At 39.4% G+C, this 20045-nt stretch carries 18 protein-coding genes; 7 read left to right on the top strand and 11 right to left on the bottom strand.

The genetic code is table 11. The features are described from left to right. Positions 1 to 12 precede the first annotated feature (12 nt). Positions 13 to 1797, bottom strand: coding sequence for an ABC transporter substrate-binding protein (locus tag ACN19N_RS03545; protein ID WP_293735151.1), 1785 nt, complete (start codon positions 1795 to 1797; stop codon positions 13 to 15). A 658-nt stretch (positions 1798 to 2455) separates the two neighbouring features. Here ACN19N_RS03545 and ACN19N_RS03540 point away from each other — a divergent pair. From ACN19N_RS03540 to ACN19N_RS03520, 5 genes are all read left to right on the top strand, one after another. Beyond that, positions 2456 to 5155: a TonB-dependent receptor gene (locus ACN19N_RS03540; RefSeq protein ID WP_420001984.1), complete on the top strand. Its 2700-nt coding sequence runs from the start codon at positions 2456 to 2458 to the stop codon at positions 5153 to 5155. 153 nt (positions 5156 to 5308) lie between these two features. Further along, complete coding sequence (locus ACN19N_RS03535; RefSeq protein WP_420001983.1) at positions 5309 to 6019, top strand: TonB family protein; 711 nt, start codon at positions 5309 to 5311, stop codon at positions 6017 to 6019. A gap of 40 nt (positions 6020 to 6059) precedes the next feature. After that, entirely contained in the window at positions 6060 to 6935 is an 876-nt protein-coding gene (locus ACN19N_RS03530) for a MotA/TolQ/ExbB proton channel family protein (protein ID WP_420001982.1), read from the top strand. 11 nt (positions 6936 to 6946) lie between these two features. Continuing rightward, positions 6947 to 7375, top strand: a complete 429-nt coding sequence (locus ACN19N_RS03525; RefSeq protein WP_269239150.1) for an ExbD/TolR family protein — start codon at positions 6947 to 6949, stop codon at positions 7373 to 7375. A 14-nt stretch (positions 7376 to 7389) separates the two neighbouring features. Then, positions 7390 to 7806 (top strand): ExbD/TolR family protein, encoded by a 417-nt coding sequence (locus ACN19N_RS03520; protein ID WP_420001981.1) that lies wholly within the window; start codon positions 7390 to 7392, stop codon positions 7804 to 7806. Between the two features lie 74 nt (positions 7807 to 7880). On the opposite strand, the gene ACN19N_RS03515 is transcribed toward ACN19N_RS03520, so the two are convergent. From ACN19N_RS03515 to ACN19N_RS03490, 6 genes are all read right to left on the bottom strand, one after another. After that, on the bottom strand, positions 7881 to 8552 hold the full coding sequence (locus tag ACN19N_RS03515; RefSeq protein WP_269239149.1) for a hypothetical protein: 672 nt from the start codon (positions 8550 to 8552) through the stop codon (positions 7881 to 7883). Between the two features lie 290 nt (positions 8553 to 8842). Further along, the gene (gene bioD, locus ACN19N_RS03510; protein ID WP_420001980.1) at positions 8843 to 9487 is read right to left on the bottom strand and encodes a dethiobiotin synthase; all 645 of its coding nucleotides are present in this window, start codon (positions 9485 to 9487) and stop codon (positions 8843 to 8845) included. Beyond that, a complete protein-coding gene (gene bioC / locus ACN19N_RS03505; RefSeq protein ID WP_420001979.1) occupies positions 9484 to 10293 on the bottom strand; it encodes a malonyl-ACP O-methyltransferase BioC in 810 nt (269 codons plus the stop codon). Before bioC ends, bioD begins: the two co-directional genes overlap by 4 nt. Beyond that, positions 10284 to 11438: an 8-amino-7-oxononanoate synthase gene (locus ACN19N_RS03500; protein ID WP_420001978.1), complete on the bottom strand. Its 1155-nt coding sequence runs from the start codon at positions 11436 to 11438 to the stop codon at positions 10284 to 10286. The genes bioC and ACN19N_RS03500 overlap by 10 nt, the downstream gene beginning before the upstream one ends. Next, positions 11425 to 12720, bottom strand: a complete 1296-nt coding sequence (bioA, locus tag ACN19N_RS03495) for an adenosylmethionine--8-amino-7-oxononanoate transaminase (RefSeq protein ID WP_269239146.1) — start codon at positions 12718 to 12720, stop codon at positions 11425 to 11427. The genes ACN19N_RS03500 and bioA overlap by 14 nt, the downstream gene beginning before the upstream one ends. A gap of 311 nt (positions 12721 to 13031) precedes the next feature. After that, positions 13032 to 13754 (bottom strand): hydrolase, encoded by a 723-nt coding sequence (locus ACN19N_RS03490; protein WP_420001977.1) that lies wholly within the window; start codon positions 13752 to 13754, stop codon positions 13032 to 13034. Positions 13755 to 13871: 117 nt separating this feature from the next. On the opposite strand from ACN19N_RS03490, the gene ACN19N_RS03485 reads away from it, so the two are divergent. After that, positions 13872 to 14450, top strand: a complete 579-nt coding sequence (locus ACN19N_RS03485) for a peroxiredoxin (protein ID WP_420001976.1) — start codon at positions 13872 to 13874, stop codon at positions 14448 to 14450. Positions 14451 to 14502: 52 nt separating this feature from the next. Here ACN19N_RS03485 and ftn read toward each other — a convergent pair whose 3' ends face one another. After that, on the bottom strand, positions 14503 to 14967 hold the full coding sequence (gene ftn / locus ACN19N_RS03480; RefSeq protein ID WP_005056633.1) for a heteropolymeric bacterioferritin subunit Ftn: 465 nt from the start codon (positions 14965 to 14967) through the stop codon (positions 14503 to 14505). Positions 14968 to 15320: 353 nt separating this feature from the next. Here ftn and ACN19N_RS03475 point away from each other — a divergent pair, with 353 nt between their 5' ends. Beyond that, positions 15321 to 16376 carry an SDR family oxidoreductase gene (locus tag ACN19N_RS03475; RefSeq protein ID WP_269229720.1) on the top strand — a complete coding sequence of 352 codons (1056 nt, stop codon included), beginning with the start codon at positions 15321 to 15323 and terminating at the stop codon, positions 16374 to 16376. Between the two features lie 61 nt (positions 16377 to 16437). Here the strand turns inward: ACN19N_RS03475 and ACN19N_RS03470 are convergent, their stop codons facing one another. From ACN19N_RS03470 to ACN19N_RS03460, 3 genes are all read right to left on the bottom strand, one after another. After that, the gene (locus ACN19N_RS03470; RefSeq protein ID WP_420001975.1) at positions 16438 to 16956 is read right to left on the bottom strand and encodes a DUF6155 family protein; all 519 of its coding nucleotides are present in this window, start codon (positions 16954 to 16956) and stop codon (positions 16438 to 16440) included. After that, a complete protein-coding gene (gene ligA / locus ACN19N_RS03465) occupies positions 16953 to 18986 on the bottom strand; it encodes an NAD-dependent DNA ligase LigA (protein ID WP_420001974.1) in 2034 nt (677 codons plus the stop codon). The genes ACN19N_RS03470 and ligA overlap by 4 nt, the downstream gene beginning before the upstream one ends. A gap of 72 nt (positions 18987 to 19058) precedes the next feature. Next, positions 19059 to 20045: a cell division protein ZipA C-terminal FtsZ-binding domain-containing protein gene (locus ACN19N_RS03460; protein ID WP_420001973.1), complete on the bottom strand. Its 987-nt coding sequence runs from the start codon at positions 20043 to 20045 to the stop codon at positions 19059 to 19061.

Here is a 20045-nt window from a genome sequence, read left to right as displayed (position 1 = left end):
TAAACACATCACTTATTTTTGATTTGGTGAAACAATATCTAAGTATTGCCAGTTGGTATTCATAATTGGATGAGCTTTAAATCCCTGCACCTCAGGTTGAATCAACCAATTCCGAATCCGTGTATCTTGTAAAATCCACGTTCCATCTGCTTCAATTTGGCGACTCATTTTTTCATAGAATGGCATACGTTTTTCAGGGGCTTGCTGCATCGCCTGTTTATATAAATTGTCATAAGCAGCTGTCTGATAACAGGATTGATTACCACGACCAACATTCGGACCATAAAGCAACTGGGTGAAATTTTCACCCTCTGGATAATCCGCATGCCATGCTCCACTCCACATCATGTATTGACACTGGGTTGCGGCTTTTAAGTTATCGGCAAAATTACTGACTTTAAAGTCTGCCCGAATCCCGATTGCATCTAGATTTTTCTTCCACAATTCAGAATACATCACGGAAGCTGTACCACTCTCGGTATTTATTTTTAAGGTTAAAGGCTTGCCATTGGGCAGATTACGATAGCCATCTGGGCCTTTTTTATAGCCGAAATGATCCAGTAATTTATTGGCTAAAACAGGATTGTAACCAATGCTACTGCGATAATTCGGGTTATGACCATTAATGCCTGCAGGTACCAGCATTTCAGCCTTAACCGCCTGGCCTTTTCTTAAGATACGAATATATTCATTGACATTAAAAGACATGGCGATGGCACGTCTTAACGCAATTTTATCTAGGCTATTCCCACCAACAACAGGATCACGCATATTCAACATTGAATAGGTGATCTCTGCCTCTTTATTGGCATACAAACGTATACCCTGCTTTTGCATTTCTGCTTTTAACTGATTATTTTGATCAAGCACTTTAGGAATTGCACTTGAAGTGACCTTATCAAAATCCAGTTGTTTGGACTGAAAAGCGAGCCAACGTGATTGTTCTTCTTCGATAATGCTGATATTGACTTTGCCAATTTGCGGCATTTTCTTGCCACTCATTTCTTTAACTAGCAGGTTATCCCACGCCGTGCCTGTCGATTTAAAATTCCAGACAAAACCGCGATAATCAGGATTTGCAACTAATTCGATCTTGCTGCGGGGTACATATTTGCTCAGCATATAAGGCCCTGTTCCCACAGGATGCATGCCTAACTGATCTTTATAATATTCAACCACTTCTCTAGCCGTCGCTCCAAATGTGCTATAGGCAAGAATATAAGGAAAATTATAATCAGGTTGGGTCAGCTTAAATTGAATTGTATATTTATCTAATGCTTTTACACCTTCAATCTTGGCATCATAGTTAAATGTGCCCGTTTTTTTGGCTTGGTCCACCAGTGCATTTGCACCAACAATTTTATTATCAATAAAAGAAAATGCTGAGGCATGATTTTTAGGATCTAATATCCGCTTAATGGAATAGACATAATCCTCTGCAACCAGCTCTCTGCGTTTACCTTTAAATGCAGGATCATCGGTAAAATAAATCCCTGGCTTTATTTTAAATATATAAACCTGACCATTTTTTTCAATCACAGGTAGGCTTTCTGCTGTAGATGGAACCAATTTTACTGGGTTAGCGAGATAATCGTATTGAAGCAATCTTTCAAAAATTACATCGGCGACATTTCCGCTGTAAAAATTAAAAGTTTTAACCATATCAAAACCATCATCTGGGGCTTCAAAAGCAACACGGAGTACTTTATCTGCCTGAGCAGGTGTTTTTGCATACCCCATCGGCATAAATGCAATAACGGTTGATAATACAGTGACCGTAAAAAAAGTTGACTTCAAATCAGTGCTCACATCATCGTTTTTTAATAAATACTAGACTTTTGCATAGCATTCAACACTACAACCATTTCCCTTTCAGCGTGTCTCATTCCAACTTTTTATTAAAAAATCATTTATTTAATGATTTTTACCAGTTGGAAAAATTAAGTTAAAAGAAAAACCCCTTAAAGATCGAAAATTACCTTGCTAATTTCATGCCACTTTTCAAATAAAAAAATTATGTTTAATTTTTAATCAAAACGTATTATTAGCAGATCTAGTTTTCACGCATCTTAAATAAAAGTAACTTTATGCCAAATCATATTTTTATATATTATTTTCCATTTCAATGAAATAAAAATAATAAAACATTTGTTTTATAACAATAAAATATGATTTGCACCACAAAAAAGCAAAAATAAAATTTTATGATTCATTTTAATGCATTATAAAACCATACTTCATTTGGAACTTTATGTTAACCAATCCACATTTAGAATTACTTCAATATTTTTAATATTTAGTAAAAATATGAAAAGCTTATATATAAAAACTAAAACACTTTTACACATTTTATTCTACATTAAGCGAAATCTAAAAATAGGGTTTGGCACAGCTCTTGCTAAAACGGATTTATTGAATTTTTAGAGTGGCAATCCATTTAGGGGTTAAATAATCAATGAAAAAAGCCAACTTCGCTCAACCAACTGCTCTGCCAAAAGCGAGCAAAACCATACTTAAACTCAGTACGCTCAGTTTAAGTATGCTGTGTTTAACCATAGCTCATGCTGCTGAGGCCGAATCGCCTTCCGAGGAAAAAGCAGCCAAAGTCGTAAAAGTTGCTGTTACAGGTTCATCCATCAAAGGCGTTGCAGCCCAGAGCGCGTCTCCCATTACCATTGTCAAAGTAGACGAGATTCTGAAACAAGGGGTGACTACGACAGAAGAAGCACTGACCAAAATTACTGCCAACCAAGCTGGTTTTGTTACTTCACAAAACGTCGGGCGTTCTGGCACAGCAGGAGCAACAGCCAATTTACGAGGCGTTGGTGAAAATAAGACTTTGATTTTACTCAATGGTCGCCGTTTGGCTGCAAGTGCATTTGATAGTGGTGTGACTAATTTAAATATCATTCCCCTTGCTATGCTAGAACGTATCGAAATCGTCCGTGATGGTGCTTCTGCAATTTATGGTACGGATGCAATTGGTGGGGTTATTAACTTCATCACCAAAAAACAATTCACTGGACTAAATATCAGTGGTGGTCTTACTCAACCTGAACACAAAGGTGGTGATACCCAAGACTTCAGTATTTTTGGTGGTTATGGTGACCTTGAAGATAATGGTTTTAATGTATTTGGTGTGGTTGATTATCGCCATGGCAATGACATCATGGCTAAAGATAGAAAGGTTAGTGCAAAAGGCAGCCTGATTCCCGAACTTGGTCTTGATGCACGAAGTTCAGCCTCTTTCCCTGCCAATTTCGTTGATTCTAAAAATGGAGCCAGTGGAAATCCTTATGCAGCAACGGGCTGTGGAGGTTATGCAGGTACTGAAGCGCTTGATAAAATTTGCCTATTAAACACCCAAAACCTGATTGGAATCGTACCGAAAACAGAAGATATTTCGGCAATGGGCCGTTTAACACTGAAGCTAAATGATAACTTCAATGCCATTGGTGAATATGTTTATGCCAATAATAAGGTTTCAACCTCAGTCGCTCCCGATGTCTATAACGGCAATAATAAAGTGAGCCTTAGCAAGAATAGTAAATATTATCCTGGGAATGGTTTCGTACCCACTGTTGCTGGTCTCAGTGGTGAACCACTTCTACTCTCACTCCGCTCACAAGCCGGCAATCGCATCAGTGATACCGAGAATGAATCTCATCGAGTTTTTGCAGGTCTTGAAGGTGAAGCATATGGTTGGGATATCAATACAGGTGTCAGCTATGCACGCAGTGCCGTCACCGAGACAGCAAGCAGTGGATATTTAGATAAAGCTGCTGTGCAATCCGCTTTAGATGCTGGCCAACTTAATCCATTTGGGCCACAGGCGGCTGGAGATGATCCAAATCTTTGGAACAAACTCTCACTTTCAGGAGATTATAACAAAGCAAAATTAGAATCGAGTACAGTCGATTTTACTGCAAGCCGACCAATTTATACCTTACCTGCTGGTGATGTAGGTTTCGCATTTGGTGGCAGTTTCCGCCATGACAAGTGGGATTCTACTGTAAACTCAGATCTCGCTGCTCGTTTACCAAGTCTTGGGACTGATCCAAACAATCCACATCAGGAAGGCAAGCGCGATATTTCATCTGTATTTACCGAACTACAAATCCCATTACATAAAACGTTAGAAGCACAAATTGCAGCGCGCTACGACAATTATAGTGATGTCGGTGATACCTTTAATCCAAAAATTGCTTTACGTTGGGAACCACTTAAACAACTAATGTTCCGTACTTCATATAGTACAGGCTTCCGCGCACCAACCTTATATGAAATCAATAAAACCAATAGTCGAACTTTATCACCAAGTAACAGTGACCCAATTTTATGTCCAGGGGGCAAAGCTACCCCTGATGGTAGTCAGGCTCGTGACTGTGATCAGCAGTTTGATCGTATGCAAGGTGGTAACAAAGAGTTAGAGCCTGAAAAATCGACGTCGATCACAGCAGGTTTTGTACTTGAACCAATCAAAAACCTTGTGTTCTCTCTAGATTACTACAATCTCGAAGTTAAAAATCAAATCTCGGCACTTGAAGCATCGACCATTTTTGAAAGCCCAGATAAATATAAAGACAAATTTGTTCGTAAAGCAGATGGTTCAATCGACTATATCATTACAACTATGCAGAACATGGGCAATTTAAAAACCCAAGGTTTTGATGTCAGCCTGAACTATTTAACTCCTGTCACATCAACTGGTCGTTTTGGCTTTGGAATTGATGGAACCTATGTCACCAAATACGAATATCAAAATGAAAAAAATGGTGAGTGGATCAGCAGTTTAGGTGTTTACAAGGATGATGGACCAACCATTCGTTGGAAGCATGTCGCAAATCTTAACTGGAGCTATGAAGACTGGTCACTCAACTTCCAACAGCAATTCACACGCGGCTATAAAGATCAAAACTCAGAAAATCTTGATGACGGTTATAAGAATCATCGTGTCAGTGACTATACCCTTTATAACGTTTCGGGCACATACCGTGGTTTCAAAAATCTGGATTTAACACTCGGTATTAAAAATATCTTTGATGAAGAACCAGCAGCATCTAACACCTTGGAGAATTTCCAGTATGGCTATGACCCACGTTTTGGTGATGTAACAGGTCGAACTTACTTCGCCCGCGGTACTTATAAATTTTAATGTGTTTCGCCACTACGACATGATGTTCCTTCTGTTGTAGTGGTTCACCGTAATCCTCTGATTCATCAAAAATTAAAGCGGTTAGTATCAATTTTTAATTGATCCCTTCCTCCAAACGACGATGAATCCATGATTACAATTTCAGGAGTATTTATGGGCATCCCTTTTTCTGAGAGTGAAAATCAATCTGCCAAACGCCTTGTTGGTATTGGTCTGGTGTTATTTCTACATCTCATTATCGCCTATATTCTGATGACAAGTTTAGCGACAGAATTTAGCAAGCCCGTCGACAAACCTGTAGAACTACAGATTATTCAGGACATCAAACCACCTCCAAAACCAGAGGAACCAAAACCCAAAGAAAAGCCACCCGAGCCACCGAAAATGGTCGAAAAAGTGGCCAAGATGCCTGATCCACCTAAACAGGTCGAGAAAGTTACACCTGTGCAAAAACCAGCACCTACACAACCGACTAAAACTTCAGTGACAACGCCCGCACCTGTCACAGCAGCTTCTCCAAGTCCTAGCCCTGTTGCCGCACCAGTTGCAAATACTGCTACCCCAGCACCTGCAAAACCTGCTGGTATTTCACGTGGGGTTTCCGAAGGAGAAGCGGGATGTCAGAAACCAGAATACCCTCGTGAAGCCTTGATGAATGAAGAAGAAGGTACAGTGCGTATTCGTGTGTTGGTTGATGGTTCAGGCAAAGTGATTGACTCAAAAGTCAAGAAATCAAGCGGCAGTAAAAGCTTAGATAAGGCGGCTATTAAAGCGTATAGCCTGTGTACTTTTAAAGCAGCAATGAAAGACGGTGTACCACAACAAGAATGGTACGAGATCGAATATCCATTCACGATTTCCTAATTAAATATATTGAATAAACAAATTTTTGGAGAATTTAAAGATGACAAACACAGCAAAACGTATTTCTCGAATCGCAGCAATTGGCCTCATCGCAGGTACGACTTTACTTCCAGTTGCAAGCGTGTGGGCGGATGAAACCACGCAAACCACAGCCGTAACGACGGTAGCGACTGATGCCGCAGCACAAGCCGTACCAACACCGCCCCCCTTACCTGCAACTGTTGAGAAAGTACATAACCCTTATGGCTTAGAAGCCCTTTGGCGCGAAGGTGACTTGGTCGCAAAATCAACATTATTTATCTTGGTACTAATGTCGATTGGAACGTGGTACATCATTCTGTCGAAAGTGTTCCAACAAAGTAAAATTAAACGCCATGGCACAGAAGCTGAACGCCATTTCTGGGAAGCGGAGTCTTTAAATAGCGCTGCAGAAAGTTTAAATAGCAATAGCAGCTACCGTTATATTGCTGAAAAAGGCATTCGTTCAACCAAACATCATGATGGCACATTATTAGAGCGTATTGATTTCAACACATGGGTGACGATCTCAATCCAACGTGCAATCGAAAAAGTGCAAAGTCACTTAAGCAATGGTCTAGCCTTCCTTGCCACTGTGGGTTCAACCGCACCATTTGTCGGCTTATTTGGAACAGTTTGGGGGATTTATCACGCGCTCACCGCGATTGGTATTTCAGGCCAAGCATCAATTGATAAAGTCGCAGGTCCTGTGGGTGAAGCATTAATCATGACTGCAATTGGACTTGCTGTGGCTGTTCCTGCCGTACTTGGTTATAACTGGTTAACTCGTCGTAATAAAGCAGTCATGGATAATGTCCGTTCATTTGGCTCTGACTTACATGCCGTATTACTCAGCGGTGACTTAAACAGTAATCACCCAAACCGTGATTCTAAATAAGGAACACCATTATGGGCATGATGATTAATTCAGATCAAAGTGATGATGATGTCATCGGGACGATTAACACGACTCCACTCGTCGACATCATGCTGGTGCTGCTGATTATCTTTTTAATCACAGTTCCAGTGGTCACACACACTGTTCCAGTAAAACTACCTGAAGAAAAAAATACACCTTATGCCACCACACCACAAAATATCCAGCTTTCCGTCAATAAAACGGGGGATATTTTCTGGAATGAACAACACGTTGCAAATAAAGAAACGTTACTTGCCCGTTTACAAGCTGAAGCGCAAAAACATCCGCAGCCTGAGGTTCATATTCGTGGCGATCAACAGACACATTATGAAGCGATAGATCAGGTGATCAGCACAACACAGCAAGCAGGGATTGGCAAAATCGCTTTTGTTACGACTCCCCCTGCTTCTACACCATAATAGGAGAATCACACATGGGTATGAATGTGGGTTCGAAAAATGAAGAAGATGTGATGCTTGACGTCAACATGACACCGCTGATTGATGTCATGTTGGTGCTGCTGATTATGTTCATTATCACCATCCCAATTCCAAACAACGCCATTAACATTAATTTGCCAAATGGCACACCACCACCGCCAACAGATCAGAAGCCACCTGAAACCATCAATTTACGGGTTGATGCGCAAGGGCATATTTTTTGGAATGATCAAGCTGTTGCTGATCGCCAAGCGTTGAAGGTTTTGTTTGAATCTGTTGCGCAAAAAGCTGATCAGGATCAGATCAAGTTTAAACCTGATGCTCAAGCTGAATATAAGAATATCGCGATGGTGATGGCACTCGCTCAACAGAGCAATGTAACCAAAATCGGTATCGTCAGTAATAACTAAATAATAAAAACAAAAAATTAATCAGATAACTACAATTTTACTCCTGCGCTAACAAGTTCGCTTGTTAGCTTTTTTTATTTTATTTCATTGATGACAACAGGAATAAGCTTACTGCTCACCTTATAGCCTTGTGGTTTGTTATTACATGCATCTCCGGTTACTGTCGTTCGAATCACATAAGGTGAATAAGGCATCACATTTAAATAGCCTGAATTTTCCCGCCCTGTGCGACAATCTTCTTCTCCTAACTTTTCATCATAGCGCCCACCATAAGAAGATTCTTCGACCTCTGTAATCAGTTTACTCGTCCATTGATTGAAATAAACCAAGCTTTTACTCGACTCGACTGTCCCTTGTCCTGAACCTGCACTTTCAATTTCGATCAGTTGAATCGGTTTGCCTTTATAAACGGTTGAATGCACTTTAAAGCTATTCGATTGGCCACCAAACTCCTTTAAAATTCGAGATTGTTTTAATTTTGGACGAGTTAATACATAACCAGCCCAAAAATTACGTCCTGCATTTTCAAAACTCACACCCGATAAATAGGCTTCTTCTCCTGAGATCAGTTTTACGGCTTCGGTCGAATCAATCTGAATGGCTTGAGGAGGATTGGCATTTGAATCTTGTAAATTAGTGATCCAACTGATAATGGTTTTATCTGGAGGTACAGCAGCGTGAGATACTGAAACTGTTATGAAGAACCCACATAAAATGGATAAAACTAATTTCTTATTCTTGTTCATTCTTGACCTTGCTTTTATTTAACAGAAATTCTCACATGAAATATGATACTCGGAAACGTCATCCACAACCTGAGTGAATTTTGCAATATATTGTTTCTGCGAAATAATAAAAACAAAACCCAAAAGAGAACAGGTTTTGTGGATGACAATGCCTTTGCCTACTTTGGGCGAAACCAAAGTAGGGCGAACTGCAGGTTTAACCTAAATTTGGCTTTAACGGAGTATGACTCCGTTAAAGAAGCTAGACAATTATTTCAATAAGTTAGTATTTATTCTAAGCAAAATTTAAGTTAATTAAACTTTTCCAAATCAATCCATTGAGCATCAGGAAAATGCTTTGCCAAATAAGCCTTTAAATAATCCGCTGTATCTTTAGAAATAAGTGGATCTTTCGATTCATCTTTTAAGTTATATACCAAAGCATGCAAACTCAAACCACGCTGCTTTAATGCCTCTAAACTCAATAAAGTATGATTAATACTGCCCAAACGTCCTGAAGTCACCAAAATCACAGGAAATTGATGCTGAGCGATATAATCAATGGTCAACAATTCTGTGGTTAAAGGCACCATCAATCCACCAGCACCCTCCAATAGCACCACCTCAAATCGCTGCGCCAATTCTTTGGTCGCTGCTTCGATCTTGGCAAAATCCAGATCACGTCCATCCAAACGTGTGGCTAAATGCGGTGAGGCAGGATAAGTAAAAATCTCAGGCATGGTCAGCTTTTCATGATCTTCCTGAAACCAACCCATTCCCATAATTTCACGGTGTTTTTCAATATCTTCCGAGATATCTACATTGCCAGTTTGTACCAACTTCTGAGTAATGACACGCTGTCCCTGTTCGGTCCAAAGTTTGGCGAGATAACCTGTGGCATAAGTTTTACCAATTTCAGTATCAATACCACTGACAAAATAAATTGCTGCACTCATGCTGCTCTCCGCGCGATCACATAAATCGGATGATAAGTCAGGCGAAAACCCTGCTCATCATAAAACTGTTGATAATCTGAATAAAATTGCTGCAAGGATTGTTTCGTCCAGCGATGCGATTTCGATGTTGCTGTTACACCTGTCGCTTTTAGATGATGCAGAACTAATTTAGGATCATCAAAATATAGATGTTTTTGCTCTTCTTGTATAAACACAATCTCAAAGCCACTCTCTTCAAGTTTCTGTTTCAATACTTCACTGGAATAATAATTTAAACCTTGTCCTGTCAGTTGCTTGATTTCAATTAAATTGTTTTCACCAAATGTAGAGAAACCCAAATAGCCTTTCGGTTTTAAAGCATCATAAATTCGTTGTAATAATGCAGGTAGATCAGTCATCCATTGCAAAGCGGAACTCGAAATCACCGCATCTAATCCAGATGGTAATTTAAGCTGCTCAATATCACCGATCAACCAATCAACCTTAGGTCTCCCCTTAATAAAAGGGTGAGAAGTATCACTTCGCAAGTGAGGGGATTTAAAATTTGAAAAATGCTGATCTACATCCTCATAAAGATCATTTAAAAATAATTGATCAAACTGAAAATGAGTATGAAATAAATGCGTTAAATTGCCTGAACCGCAACCGATTTCAAGTACGGATGGCAAAGACTGTGGACAATATTGTTTAAGATATTCAAATAACTGTACACTAATCTGTTTCTGTACCACAGCATGCTCGACATAGCTTTGCCCTGCTTTGGCAAAACGTTGGGCAACCAGTGCTTTATTGATGCTCACAAACACTCCACCAATTGTTCCAATTCGTTTTTTCGCAGCAAAGAAGTTAAAGAAATACGCAAGCGTGAACTATTTTGTGGCACTGTTGGTGGGCGTACTGGCATAGCATAAAAACCTTGTTGTTGTACATAGCGTGCTTTTTCAATGGCCGCTTGGCTTTCACCCAATATAATTGGAATGATATGACTGCTCGATGGGCTTGAAAAACCTTTTGCAATTACCGCTTGCTGTAAATAACGACTGATCTCGGCCAAGTGCTGACGCTGTTGCTGCATGCTCAATACTTTATTAAAAATAAAATCTGACCATGCCATCGAGATTGGAGGCAAAGCTGTACTAAAAATAAGTGGACGCATTTTATTGATCAGATAGTCACGGATGATTGAATCACAAATAATATAACCGCCAATTGAGGCAATCGCTTTACCAAAAGTCCCAACAAGAAAATCGATCTGATCCAATACACCATATTGCTCAGCACAGCCTAGACCTTGCTCCCCCCTAACCCCAATCGCATGTGCTTCATCGACATACAACATGGTTTTGACATAACGTTGTTTTAACTGCGCCAATGCAGCTAAATCCGTCTCGTCACCATCCATACTAAAAATACTTTCAGTCACCACAATGACACGTTCAATTTGCTCATCTTGATGATACTTTTGCAATAACTGTTCCAAATGCTGCAAATCATTATGACGATAACGCACATATTGAGCATTCGATAGACGAATACCATCAATCATACTGGCATGAACTAGTTTATCCGCCAAAATCACGGTTTTGCTATCACATAATGCAGGCAAAATACCGATATTCATGTGATAGCCACTATTGAACAGTAAGGCAGCACGACCAAAGGCTATGCTTAGGATATTTTCAAATTGTTCATATTCTGCAAAATTACCCGTGAGCAAGCGTGACGAAGATGAACTAAAGAGCGCTCGTTCAACTTTCAGCGTATCGAGAAATTCTTCTCTTAAACTTAAATCAGCGGCTAAGCCCAAATAATCATTGGATGCCAAATTCAACATTGTTCGATCTTGAATGGTAATCCATTTTCCCTGCTGTTGATTTGAAGTAAATTGACGGAAATTCCCTTGTTGTTTGAGCTGGTCAAGCTGCTCGGCATAATGATCAAGCAAGGACATTGGCATTTACTCCTTGCATATTTTTTACCACTTCACTCATCTGTGCCAATAAATAATGGAGTTCATCATCCGTGATCACGTACGGCGGCATCACATAGACCAATTTTCCAAATGGTCGTACCCAAATACCCCGTTCAACAAACTGTTGCTGTAAGGTTTTCATGTCGACATTAGATCTTAATTCAACCACGCCAATCGCACCTAAAACCCGTACATCCGCAACGTGGTCAAGTTGGGCTAAATCGGTTAACTGTTCAGCCAGAATCTTTTCAATTCGTTGAATATTGGCTTGCCAATCCTGTTCCACCAACAGTTGAGTACTTCTTAACGCAACTGCACAAGCCAATGGATTTGCCATAAAAGTCGGGCCATGCATAAACACACCTGCTTCACCACGACTAATGGTTTCAGCCACTTGCTTAGTCGTTAAAGTCGCAGACAGTGTCATATAACCGCCTGTTAAGCCCTTACCAATACACATGATATCTGGCTCTACTTGGGCATGTTCCCATGCAAACATTTTGCCTGTACGTCCAAAACCCGTGGCAATCTCATCAAAGATCAACAACAAATTGTACTGCTCACATAACGCCTTGGCCTGACGTAAATATTCAGGATGATAAAAACGCATTCCGCCTGCACCCTGTACAATCGGCTCTATAATCAGTGCAGCAATAGTGTCATGATGCTGCTCAATCTGCTGTTTGAGTTGCTGAATATCTTGTGGGTCCCATTCTGCATCAAAGCGACTTTGTGGCGCGGGTACAAAAATTCGATTCGGTAAACTTGTACCAAAAATTTGATGCATTCCTGTGACTGGATCACATACCGACATCGCATTCCATGTATCGCCATGATAGCCAGAACGCGTGGTAATCAAATTAGTTTTCTCAGGTTGATTCAATGCCGCCCAATATTGAACTGCCATTTTTAAGGCCACTTCTACAGCAACTGAACCTGAATCTGCATAGAAAATTTTATCTAAACTCGGCGGCGTAATTTTTAATAGTAATTTGCCTAATTCAATTGCAGGGTCATGGGTCAGACCTCCAAACATAATATGCGCCATGTTTTGCAATTGATCTGTAACTGCTTGGTTCAGTTCAGGATGGTTATAACCATGAATCGCACACCACCATGACGACATGCCATCAACCAAAGTTCGACCATCTTCTAGTTCGATGGTTGCGCCATAAGCACGTTTGACTTTAAAGGTTGGCAATGGATTTAACATCGAAGTATAGGGATGCCATATATGTTCTAAATCAAATAGGTCAGTCATCCTATACCTCTATAAATCCAATATTTAACAATGTACTGCATGGTGTTATTCCGAGTACTCATCCAATTTCAGGATAAGCCTTCAGCTGGACTTACTTTTCAAAAATGAAAAGTAAGCAAAAATCTTTTGTTAGGCTAATGGCACGTCCTTGATGCCACAGCCTAACGGCGACATCCATGTCGCCTCCACGATAGCGAATACTCAAAGTAAATTTCAACAATGATAAAAACATTCAATAAGTTTCAATCGCTCTTAATCTTAAACTTGTCAAAATCTAAAATATATTGCGAGAACTTTCATTTCAAGCCAGATTAAGCGGTCTTTTTAAGACAATCTTCAATTATTTGCACAGTCTGCTCAACCATAAAGCATGGAAAGCCATGTGAAGAGCCTTCAATCGAAACAGTAGATAAATTCTTTGCAGCTAAATCTTGAATATTCTGTGCAATTTGGTAAGGAACTAAAGCATCATGCTCTGCAAAGACATGCAACTGTCTACCTTGATATTTTTTACATATATCAATCAAATTTAACTGCTTTAACAATTCTAAACCTTGCTTCAATAACGCAATCGGTTGTGGACGAATCAATTTTTGCATAGCTAAGAAGTCTTTCTTTGCCGAACTTGCACCTTGACACACCAATAAGCTAAACCGTTTTAGCGTGGTAATGGCATCCTGCTCAAATGACTGTTTGAACTGAAGAAAGGTTTCAACAGACATTGCTGTAGACCAATCAAGTTGAGCGACAAAACATGGATTTGAAGCTAAAGTGATTAAAATCTTCTGTTCAGTATATTGCTGCTGGATTTGATTAACTAATATAGTTGCCAGTTGACCACCCAGTGACCATCCCACAATTACATCGAAGTTCACAGCAAGTTCGACCTGCTGCTGCAAAATTTCATTATCGAGAGCATTAAAAATATTAATCCGCTGAACGAAATATCCCTTTTGTTCTAAAGCATCATGTAAAGGTTTTAATAATTCAGCACCACCCCCCCAGCCAGTGATGAGTAAGATTTTTTTAGACAATTAGATACCTGTCGGTTGCATAATCATTTTGTATAAAACATCGCATAAATTAGTTATTTTTCCTAGCGAGGTCGATCTGATTTGCTAAAATATGATCTATCACACTTTGAGATCAACATGATGAATACGATAAAATCCAAAGTTATTATCGTTTGTAGCACACTTATATTGCTCGGATCAGCGAGTTCAAGCTTTGCTCAAACCTCTATTTTCTCTAAACAAAATACCGCTCAAAAAGAATGGATTGGACAGTCTGCACCAGATTTCAAACTTCAAGATCAAAGTGGGAAATGGCACACTTTGAACCAATATAAAGGCAAATGGATTGTACTTTATTTCTATCCTAAAGATGACACTGCAGGATGCACTCAAGAAGCCAATCAATTTAAATCACTTTATCCTCAATTCTTAAAATCAAATGCAGTCGTGCTGGGCGTTAGTTTGGATGATGTTGCATCACACCAAAAGTTTTCACAAAAGCTTGGTTTACCTTTCCCCATTTTGGCAGATGAAAAAGGCGAACTTGCTGGAAAATTTGGCATTGTTAGAAACCTCGGGATTACAAAAATTGCTAAACGTGAGAGTTTCTTGATTAATCCTCAAGGTGCAATTATGTATCACTACACGAGTGTGAATACGCAAACACATGCTGATCAAGTATTAAAAGATTTAAAAGAAGCTCAAATTAAAAAATAGTGCTTAAACAAAAAAACTCAGCATCTGCTGAGTTTTTCTAATTCACAAAAACTTAAATTTGCGATTGAATATAATTTTGCAAACCAATTAATTCAATTAAACGCAATTGTTTTTCTAACCAATAGGTATGATCTTCTTCTGTGTCAGAAAGCTGCTGACGCAACATATCACGGCTAATATAATCGCCTTTTTCTTCACACAATTTAATACCTGTCGCAAGTTTCTCACGAACATGATATTCAAGTGCTAAATCAGCTTTTAAACAACTTACAACATCCGTACCCACATTGATGTCTTCACGATTCATATTAGGTTGAGCACCCAAAAATAAAACACGGCGAATGATTGAATCAGCATGTGAAGCTTCTTCTTGCATTTCATGATCAATACGCTCGTAAATTTTACTTAAGCCCCAATCTTCATACATTCTTGAATGAATTAAATATTGATCACGAGCAGCCAATTCACCGCCAATGAGCATATTTAAATAGTCGATGACTTCTGGATTGCCACGCATAATACTTACTCCCTATCGAATAAGTCTATTATGGTGAAATTAGACAGCAATTGCAAAAATATTATGTGTAAGTTTATGATTTTTATCAAATTAAAATGAGAAACATACGCATTTACAGTTCTAATTAGCTTAATTTATCCAAGTAAAATAAGCCTTTGCATAAGATTCAAAAACCATCTAAAGCATAATTTTAGGAAAAATCTGTTGTTTGAATTTTTGTAACGATTCGCAATGCTTCTTATTCAGTTCGGCTTTTAAGCATAAATTATAAAAAAATGACTGTTCAGCCGTTGTTTGTTTGAGCAAAATTCGTTAAATAACATCAATCACAAAAACATTATGCGGAAATAACAATGGACAAAAGTAAACCAATATTAGTCACTGGCGCAACAGGTTATATTGCTGGCTGGATTATCGAACGACTGCTCAATCAAGGCTATAACGTTCATGCAACAGTTCGAGACCCATCAAAGAAAAATAAAATTCAGCATTTATATGATATTGCAGAAAAGTCATCTGGAAAAATTCAATTTTTCAAAGCAGATTTACTCGAAGCACATTCTTTTGATGAATCCATGCAAGGTTGTGAAGTCGTCATTCATACAGCATCACCTTTTGTTGTCACTAACTATAAAGATGCGGTTAAAGACATTATTGAACCTGCAGTCAAAGGTACAGAGAATGTCTTAGATAGTGTAAATCGTACAGAATCAGTGAAACGTGTGGTTTTAACCTCAAGTATTGCGTCAACTTATGGTGATGCAGTTGAAATTCAAAACACAGCAAATAATGAATTTGATGAGAACCATTGGAATAACACCAGTAGTGAAACCCATCAACCTTATCCATATTCAAAAGTTGCTGCTGAACGCAAAGCTTGGGAAATGGCCGAGCAACAAAATCGTTGGAGTCTTGTCTGTATCAACCCTGCACTGGTGATGGGACCATCACTCACTGATGCAAGTCAATCTGGCAGTATCGAAGTTTTACAACAGTTCGGGAATGGCACAACATTATTTGGTGTACCGCCAATGTGGAATGGTATTGTCGATGTACGTGATGTTGCTGATGCACATGTTGCTGCGGCACTCAATCCTAAAGCGCAAGGTCGCTATATCATTTGTGGCGGAACATTAAGTTTGCTCGAAATGGGCAAAGCCTTAACGCAAAAATTCGGTTATAGATACCCATTCCCACATTTCACTGTACCTAAAACAGCATTCTCTTTAGTTGCACCCGTATTTGGTCATTCACGCCAATTTGTCAAACTGAATATGGGTTATCCAATCTACTTTAATTCACAGCGTAGTGTGAATGAGTTAGGTATTCACTATCGAGATATCCGTGGCAGTGTTTGCGAACATTTCCAGCAACTACTCGATGATGGCATTGTGAAAAAATATATTTAACAATAAAAAGCCTATTCAACTACATCGGTTTGAATAGGCTTGTTTCTTATACTTTTAAGTATTAATCATCAAAATAATCACTATAAGTTTCACATAGTCCATCATGAAACCCCCAGCCAATGCCATCTGTATCGTGACAAATTTTTGTTGCTCTTTGTTGAAATTGACTTTCTACATTGAGCTGCTTCATCCATTTCATTGCCTGAGCAAACATTGACTCCATGCTATTATAAAATGGCTCATTAATATCGCCATACATGTTGGTAAATTTTACTCCAGTTTCAACATAATAGATTGCAAGATCAACTAGATGTATATTTAATCCATTGAGCTTTTTAAAGTCCATAACCGCTTTTCGTGCGACAGATAACCTTGCATCACCAAATCCATATTTGGGCAAAAATTCATCTTGAATTATTTTTTTATATTTAGAAAGTACGTCATTTGCCCCCTCTGCACTTATCTGTGAATCATAAAAATCTCTGACTACTGAAAACTGTTGATATAGTTTAACAATTTCTTGAAGCAATTCTTTTTCAGGTTTTGTGGCCAGATGGGCTTTCAATGCTTTAATACTCATTCAACACCTCCGTATTGCGCCAAAAAGTCTAAAAACTCTTGTTCATTCATCACTCGAATTTCTAATTTTTGTGCTTTATCCAATTTGCTTCCTGCTTTTTCACCCGCAACGACACATTTGGTTTTACTGGACACACTACCACTGACTCGCGCACCTAAAGCTTGTAACTTTTGTGTCGCCTCATCACGTCCCATGGTTTCCAGTGTGCCTGTCACCACCCAACTCTCACCATTCAATGGTTGACGTGTCGGAGCAGTTGGTGCATCCCAATGAATCCCCGCTGCCAATAAACGATCGAGTACTTCAATGTTATGCGGTGCTTGGAAAAAATCTGCAATCCACTCCGCTGTAATATCACCGACATCAGGCGTTTTCTTAAGTGCTTCAACATCGGCAGCTTTCAAAGCATCCAAAGTTTGGAAGGTATTGGCTAACATACGTGCCGTGGTTTCACCTACACCACGAATACCTAAGCCATAAATAAAACGTGCCAAAGTCGTTTTCTTACTCGCTTCGATGGCATCAATCAGGTTTTGAACGGATTTTTCACCCATTTTCTCGATAGTCAATAAGGTGTCACGATGTTCATGCAAATGATAAATATCGGCAACATCTTTGAGTAAATCGAGATGTAATAACGACTCTACCCAACGATCTCCCAAACCTTCAATATCCAAGGCTTTACGGGATACAAAGTGACGAATCGCCTCAATACGTTGTGCCGCACAATATAAGCCACCCGAACAACGTGCTAGTGCTTCACCTTCTGGCATAACAACAGGCGATTCACATACAGGGCAATTCGTCGGAAGATGTACCATCTCCGCATCAGTAGGTCTAAATTCAGCCCAAACTTTTTCAACTTTCGGAATCACATCACCCGTACGGTACACACTGACCGTATCGCCAACGCGTACGTCTAAACGATGAATTTCACCAATATTATGTAGAGTCACATTGGAAACAGTTACACCTCCCACAAAGACGGGTGCTAAACGTGCAACTGGGGTAAGTGTTCCGGTACGTCCGACTTGCCAATCAATATTTTCAACTTTGGTCAAGGCAGCTTGTGCAGGGAATTTATAAGCGGTTGCCCAACGCGGTTCACGGCTCAAAAAACCCAATTGTTGTTGTTGTTTCAGATCATCGACCTTCACCACCATGCCATCAATTTCAACTTTTAAATCTGGACGTTCTTGTTGAATTTGTTCATAACGTTGTTGTACTTCTTCAATCGAAGCACACAAGAATTGACGCTCAGCGATTTCAAAACCAAATTTGGTTAACCAATGTAAACTATCATGCATCGTTGCGAGACCATGACTAGGCTCACACTGAGCAATACCGTAAGCATAGAATGCCAATGGACGTGACGCAGCAATATTTGGGTCAAGCTGTCTTAAACTTCCTGCCGCGGCATTACGTGGATTAGCAAAAGTCTTCTCACCTTTGGCTTCTTGATCGGCATTGAGTTTTTCAAAGCCTTGCTTTGGCATCAACACTTCGCCACGAACTTCCAAAAACGCTGGAATCGCTTGATACTGACTCGATAACACTTTGGGCAAGTTACGAATGGTTTTGACATTTTGGGTAATGTCTTCACCTGTCTCACCATCACCACGAGTGACACCACGAACCAGTACACCATTTTCATACCAAAGTGAAATCGCCAAACCGTCAAGCTTGAGTTCAACTTCATATTGAACTTTTTGGTTCGGTAAACGTTCATCAATACGGCGTGCAAAAGCAAATAGATCATCTTGATTAAAGACATTCCCCAATGACAGCATTGGCACAGCGTGGGTCACGCTTTCAAACTTTGATAGGGCTTGACCACCAACTTTATTGGTCGGCGTATCTGTTTGAATCAAATCAGGATATTGTTGTTCTAATGCTTTAAGCTGATGAAATAAATGGTCATATTCACTATCAGAAATGGATGGCTCATCCATCACATAGTAAGCATGGTTATGTTTTGCAATCAGTTGAATTAACTGACGCATTTGCTCAATAACTGAGTTGTGTTCCATTTAAATTTCACCATATAAAAGGGCGGAAAAACCGCCCTATAATTTTTTACTGAATTTATTATAAAAGATTCATTAGACGGTTGCTTGATTTGGACGGTAATCAATCACATGATGACGCCAATGTTCTTTCAATTGTGGCGTAAATTCTAAATTATTTTCATCATAGACTTTGCCATCGACTTCACGCGCAATTAAGCCTGCAATACTAGTCATCATGTCATAGCCAGTCACAGCTTTGCTATTTGGCAGTGCAAGGAAGAATGCTAAACCTTGTACTTGCTCACCAGATAAACTTTCTAAATCAAAGCCAGCAGGACCATTGTCCGTCATTCGCAATACAGAGAACATCAATGTGCTTGGCTCTTCTGTATTTTCATAACGGTGGAAACACGACATTTCACCAAAGCGGAGACCATATTTCAGCAATACTTTTAATGCTTTATCGCCCGACAACGCACGGCGTGGATTTGGAAAAACATTCAGCGCAATAATCTGCTCAGCTGTTGCTAATGCACTTTCATCATCATAACGTTGCTGTTCATGTAAATGCACATCCAAGATATTACTCTCACCATCAAATTCTTCAATTTCAACAGTTGCAATATTTGGATTTAAACTCAGTTCTGGCTCAACTTTCGTTTCATCAGCTTTATCTAACAAGTCTTCATCATCAGATACCGCCACTACTCGTGGTTGATCTTCTGATCGTTCAATGCTTGTATTGATTTCAGTATGAATGACAGGCGCAGCCGCAACTTTTACCGTTTCTTCAGCTTTCTCTTCTACAACAGTTTGTACAGGTGCTGCTTGAATATCCACTTGAATAGTGTCTGCTTTAAAACTTGGTTCAACCCGTTCAGTTGTTGAGATTACAGTGTCTTTTTGTAGAAGCTGCTCTCGTACATTACGCGGAATCACAGGCTGATTGCTGTCAGAATTAATATGTAAATCAGCGTCTAATGATGGCTCAACTGTTTTTGGTTTTCTCAAAACCATTGCTAAACCAACGAGCATAATCACAACGGCGATAACAATGCCTATTATTGTATTCATTTCCAT

This window comes from Acinetobacter sp. LF10, assembly GCF_048585715.1.
In the GTDB taxonomy this organism is placed as follows: domain Bacteria; phylum Pseudomonadota; class Gammaproteobacteria; order Pseudomonadales; family Moraxellaceae; genus Acinetobacter.
This window is presented reverse-complemented; position numbering and strand designations above follow the sequence as displayed.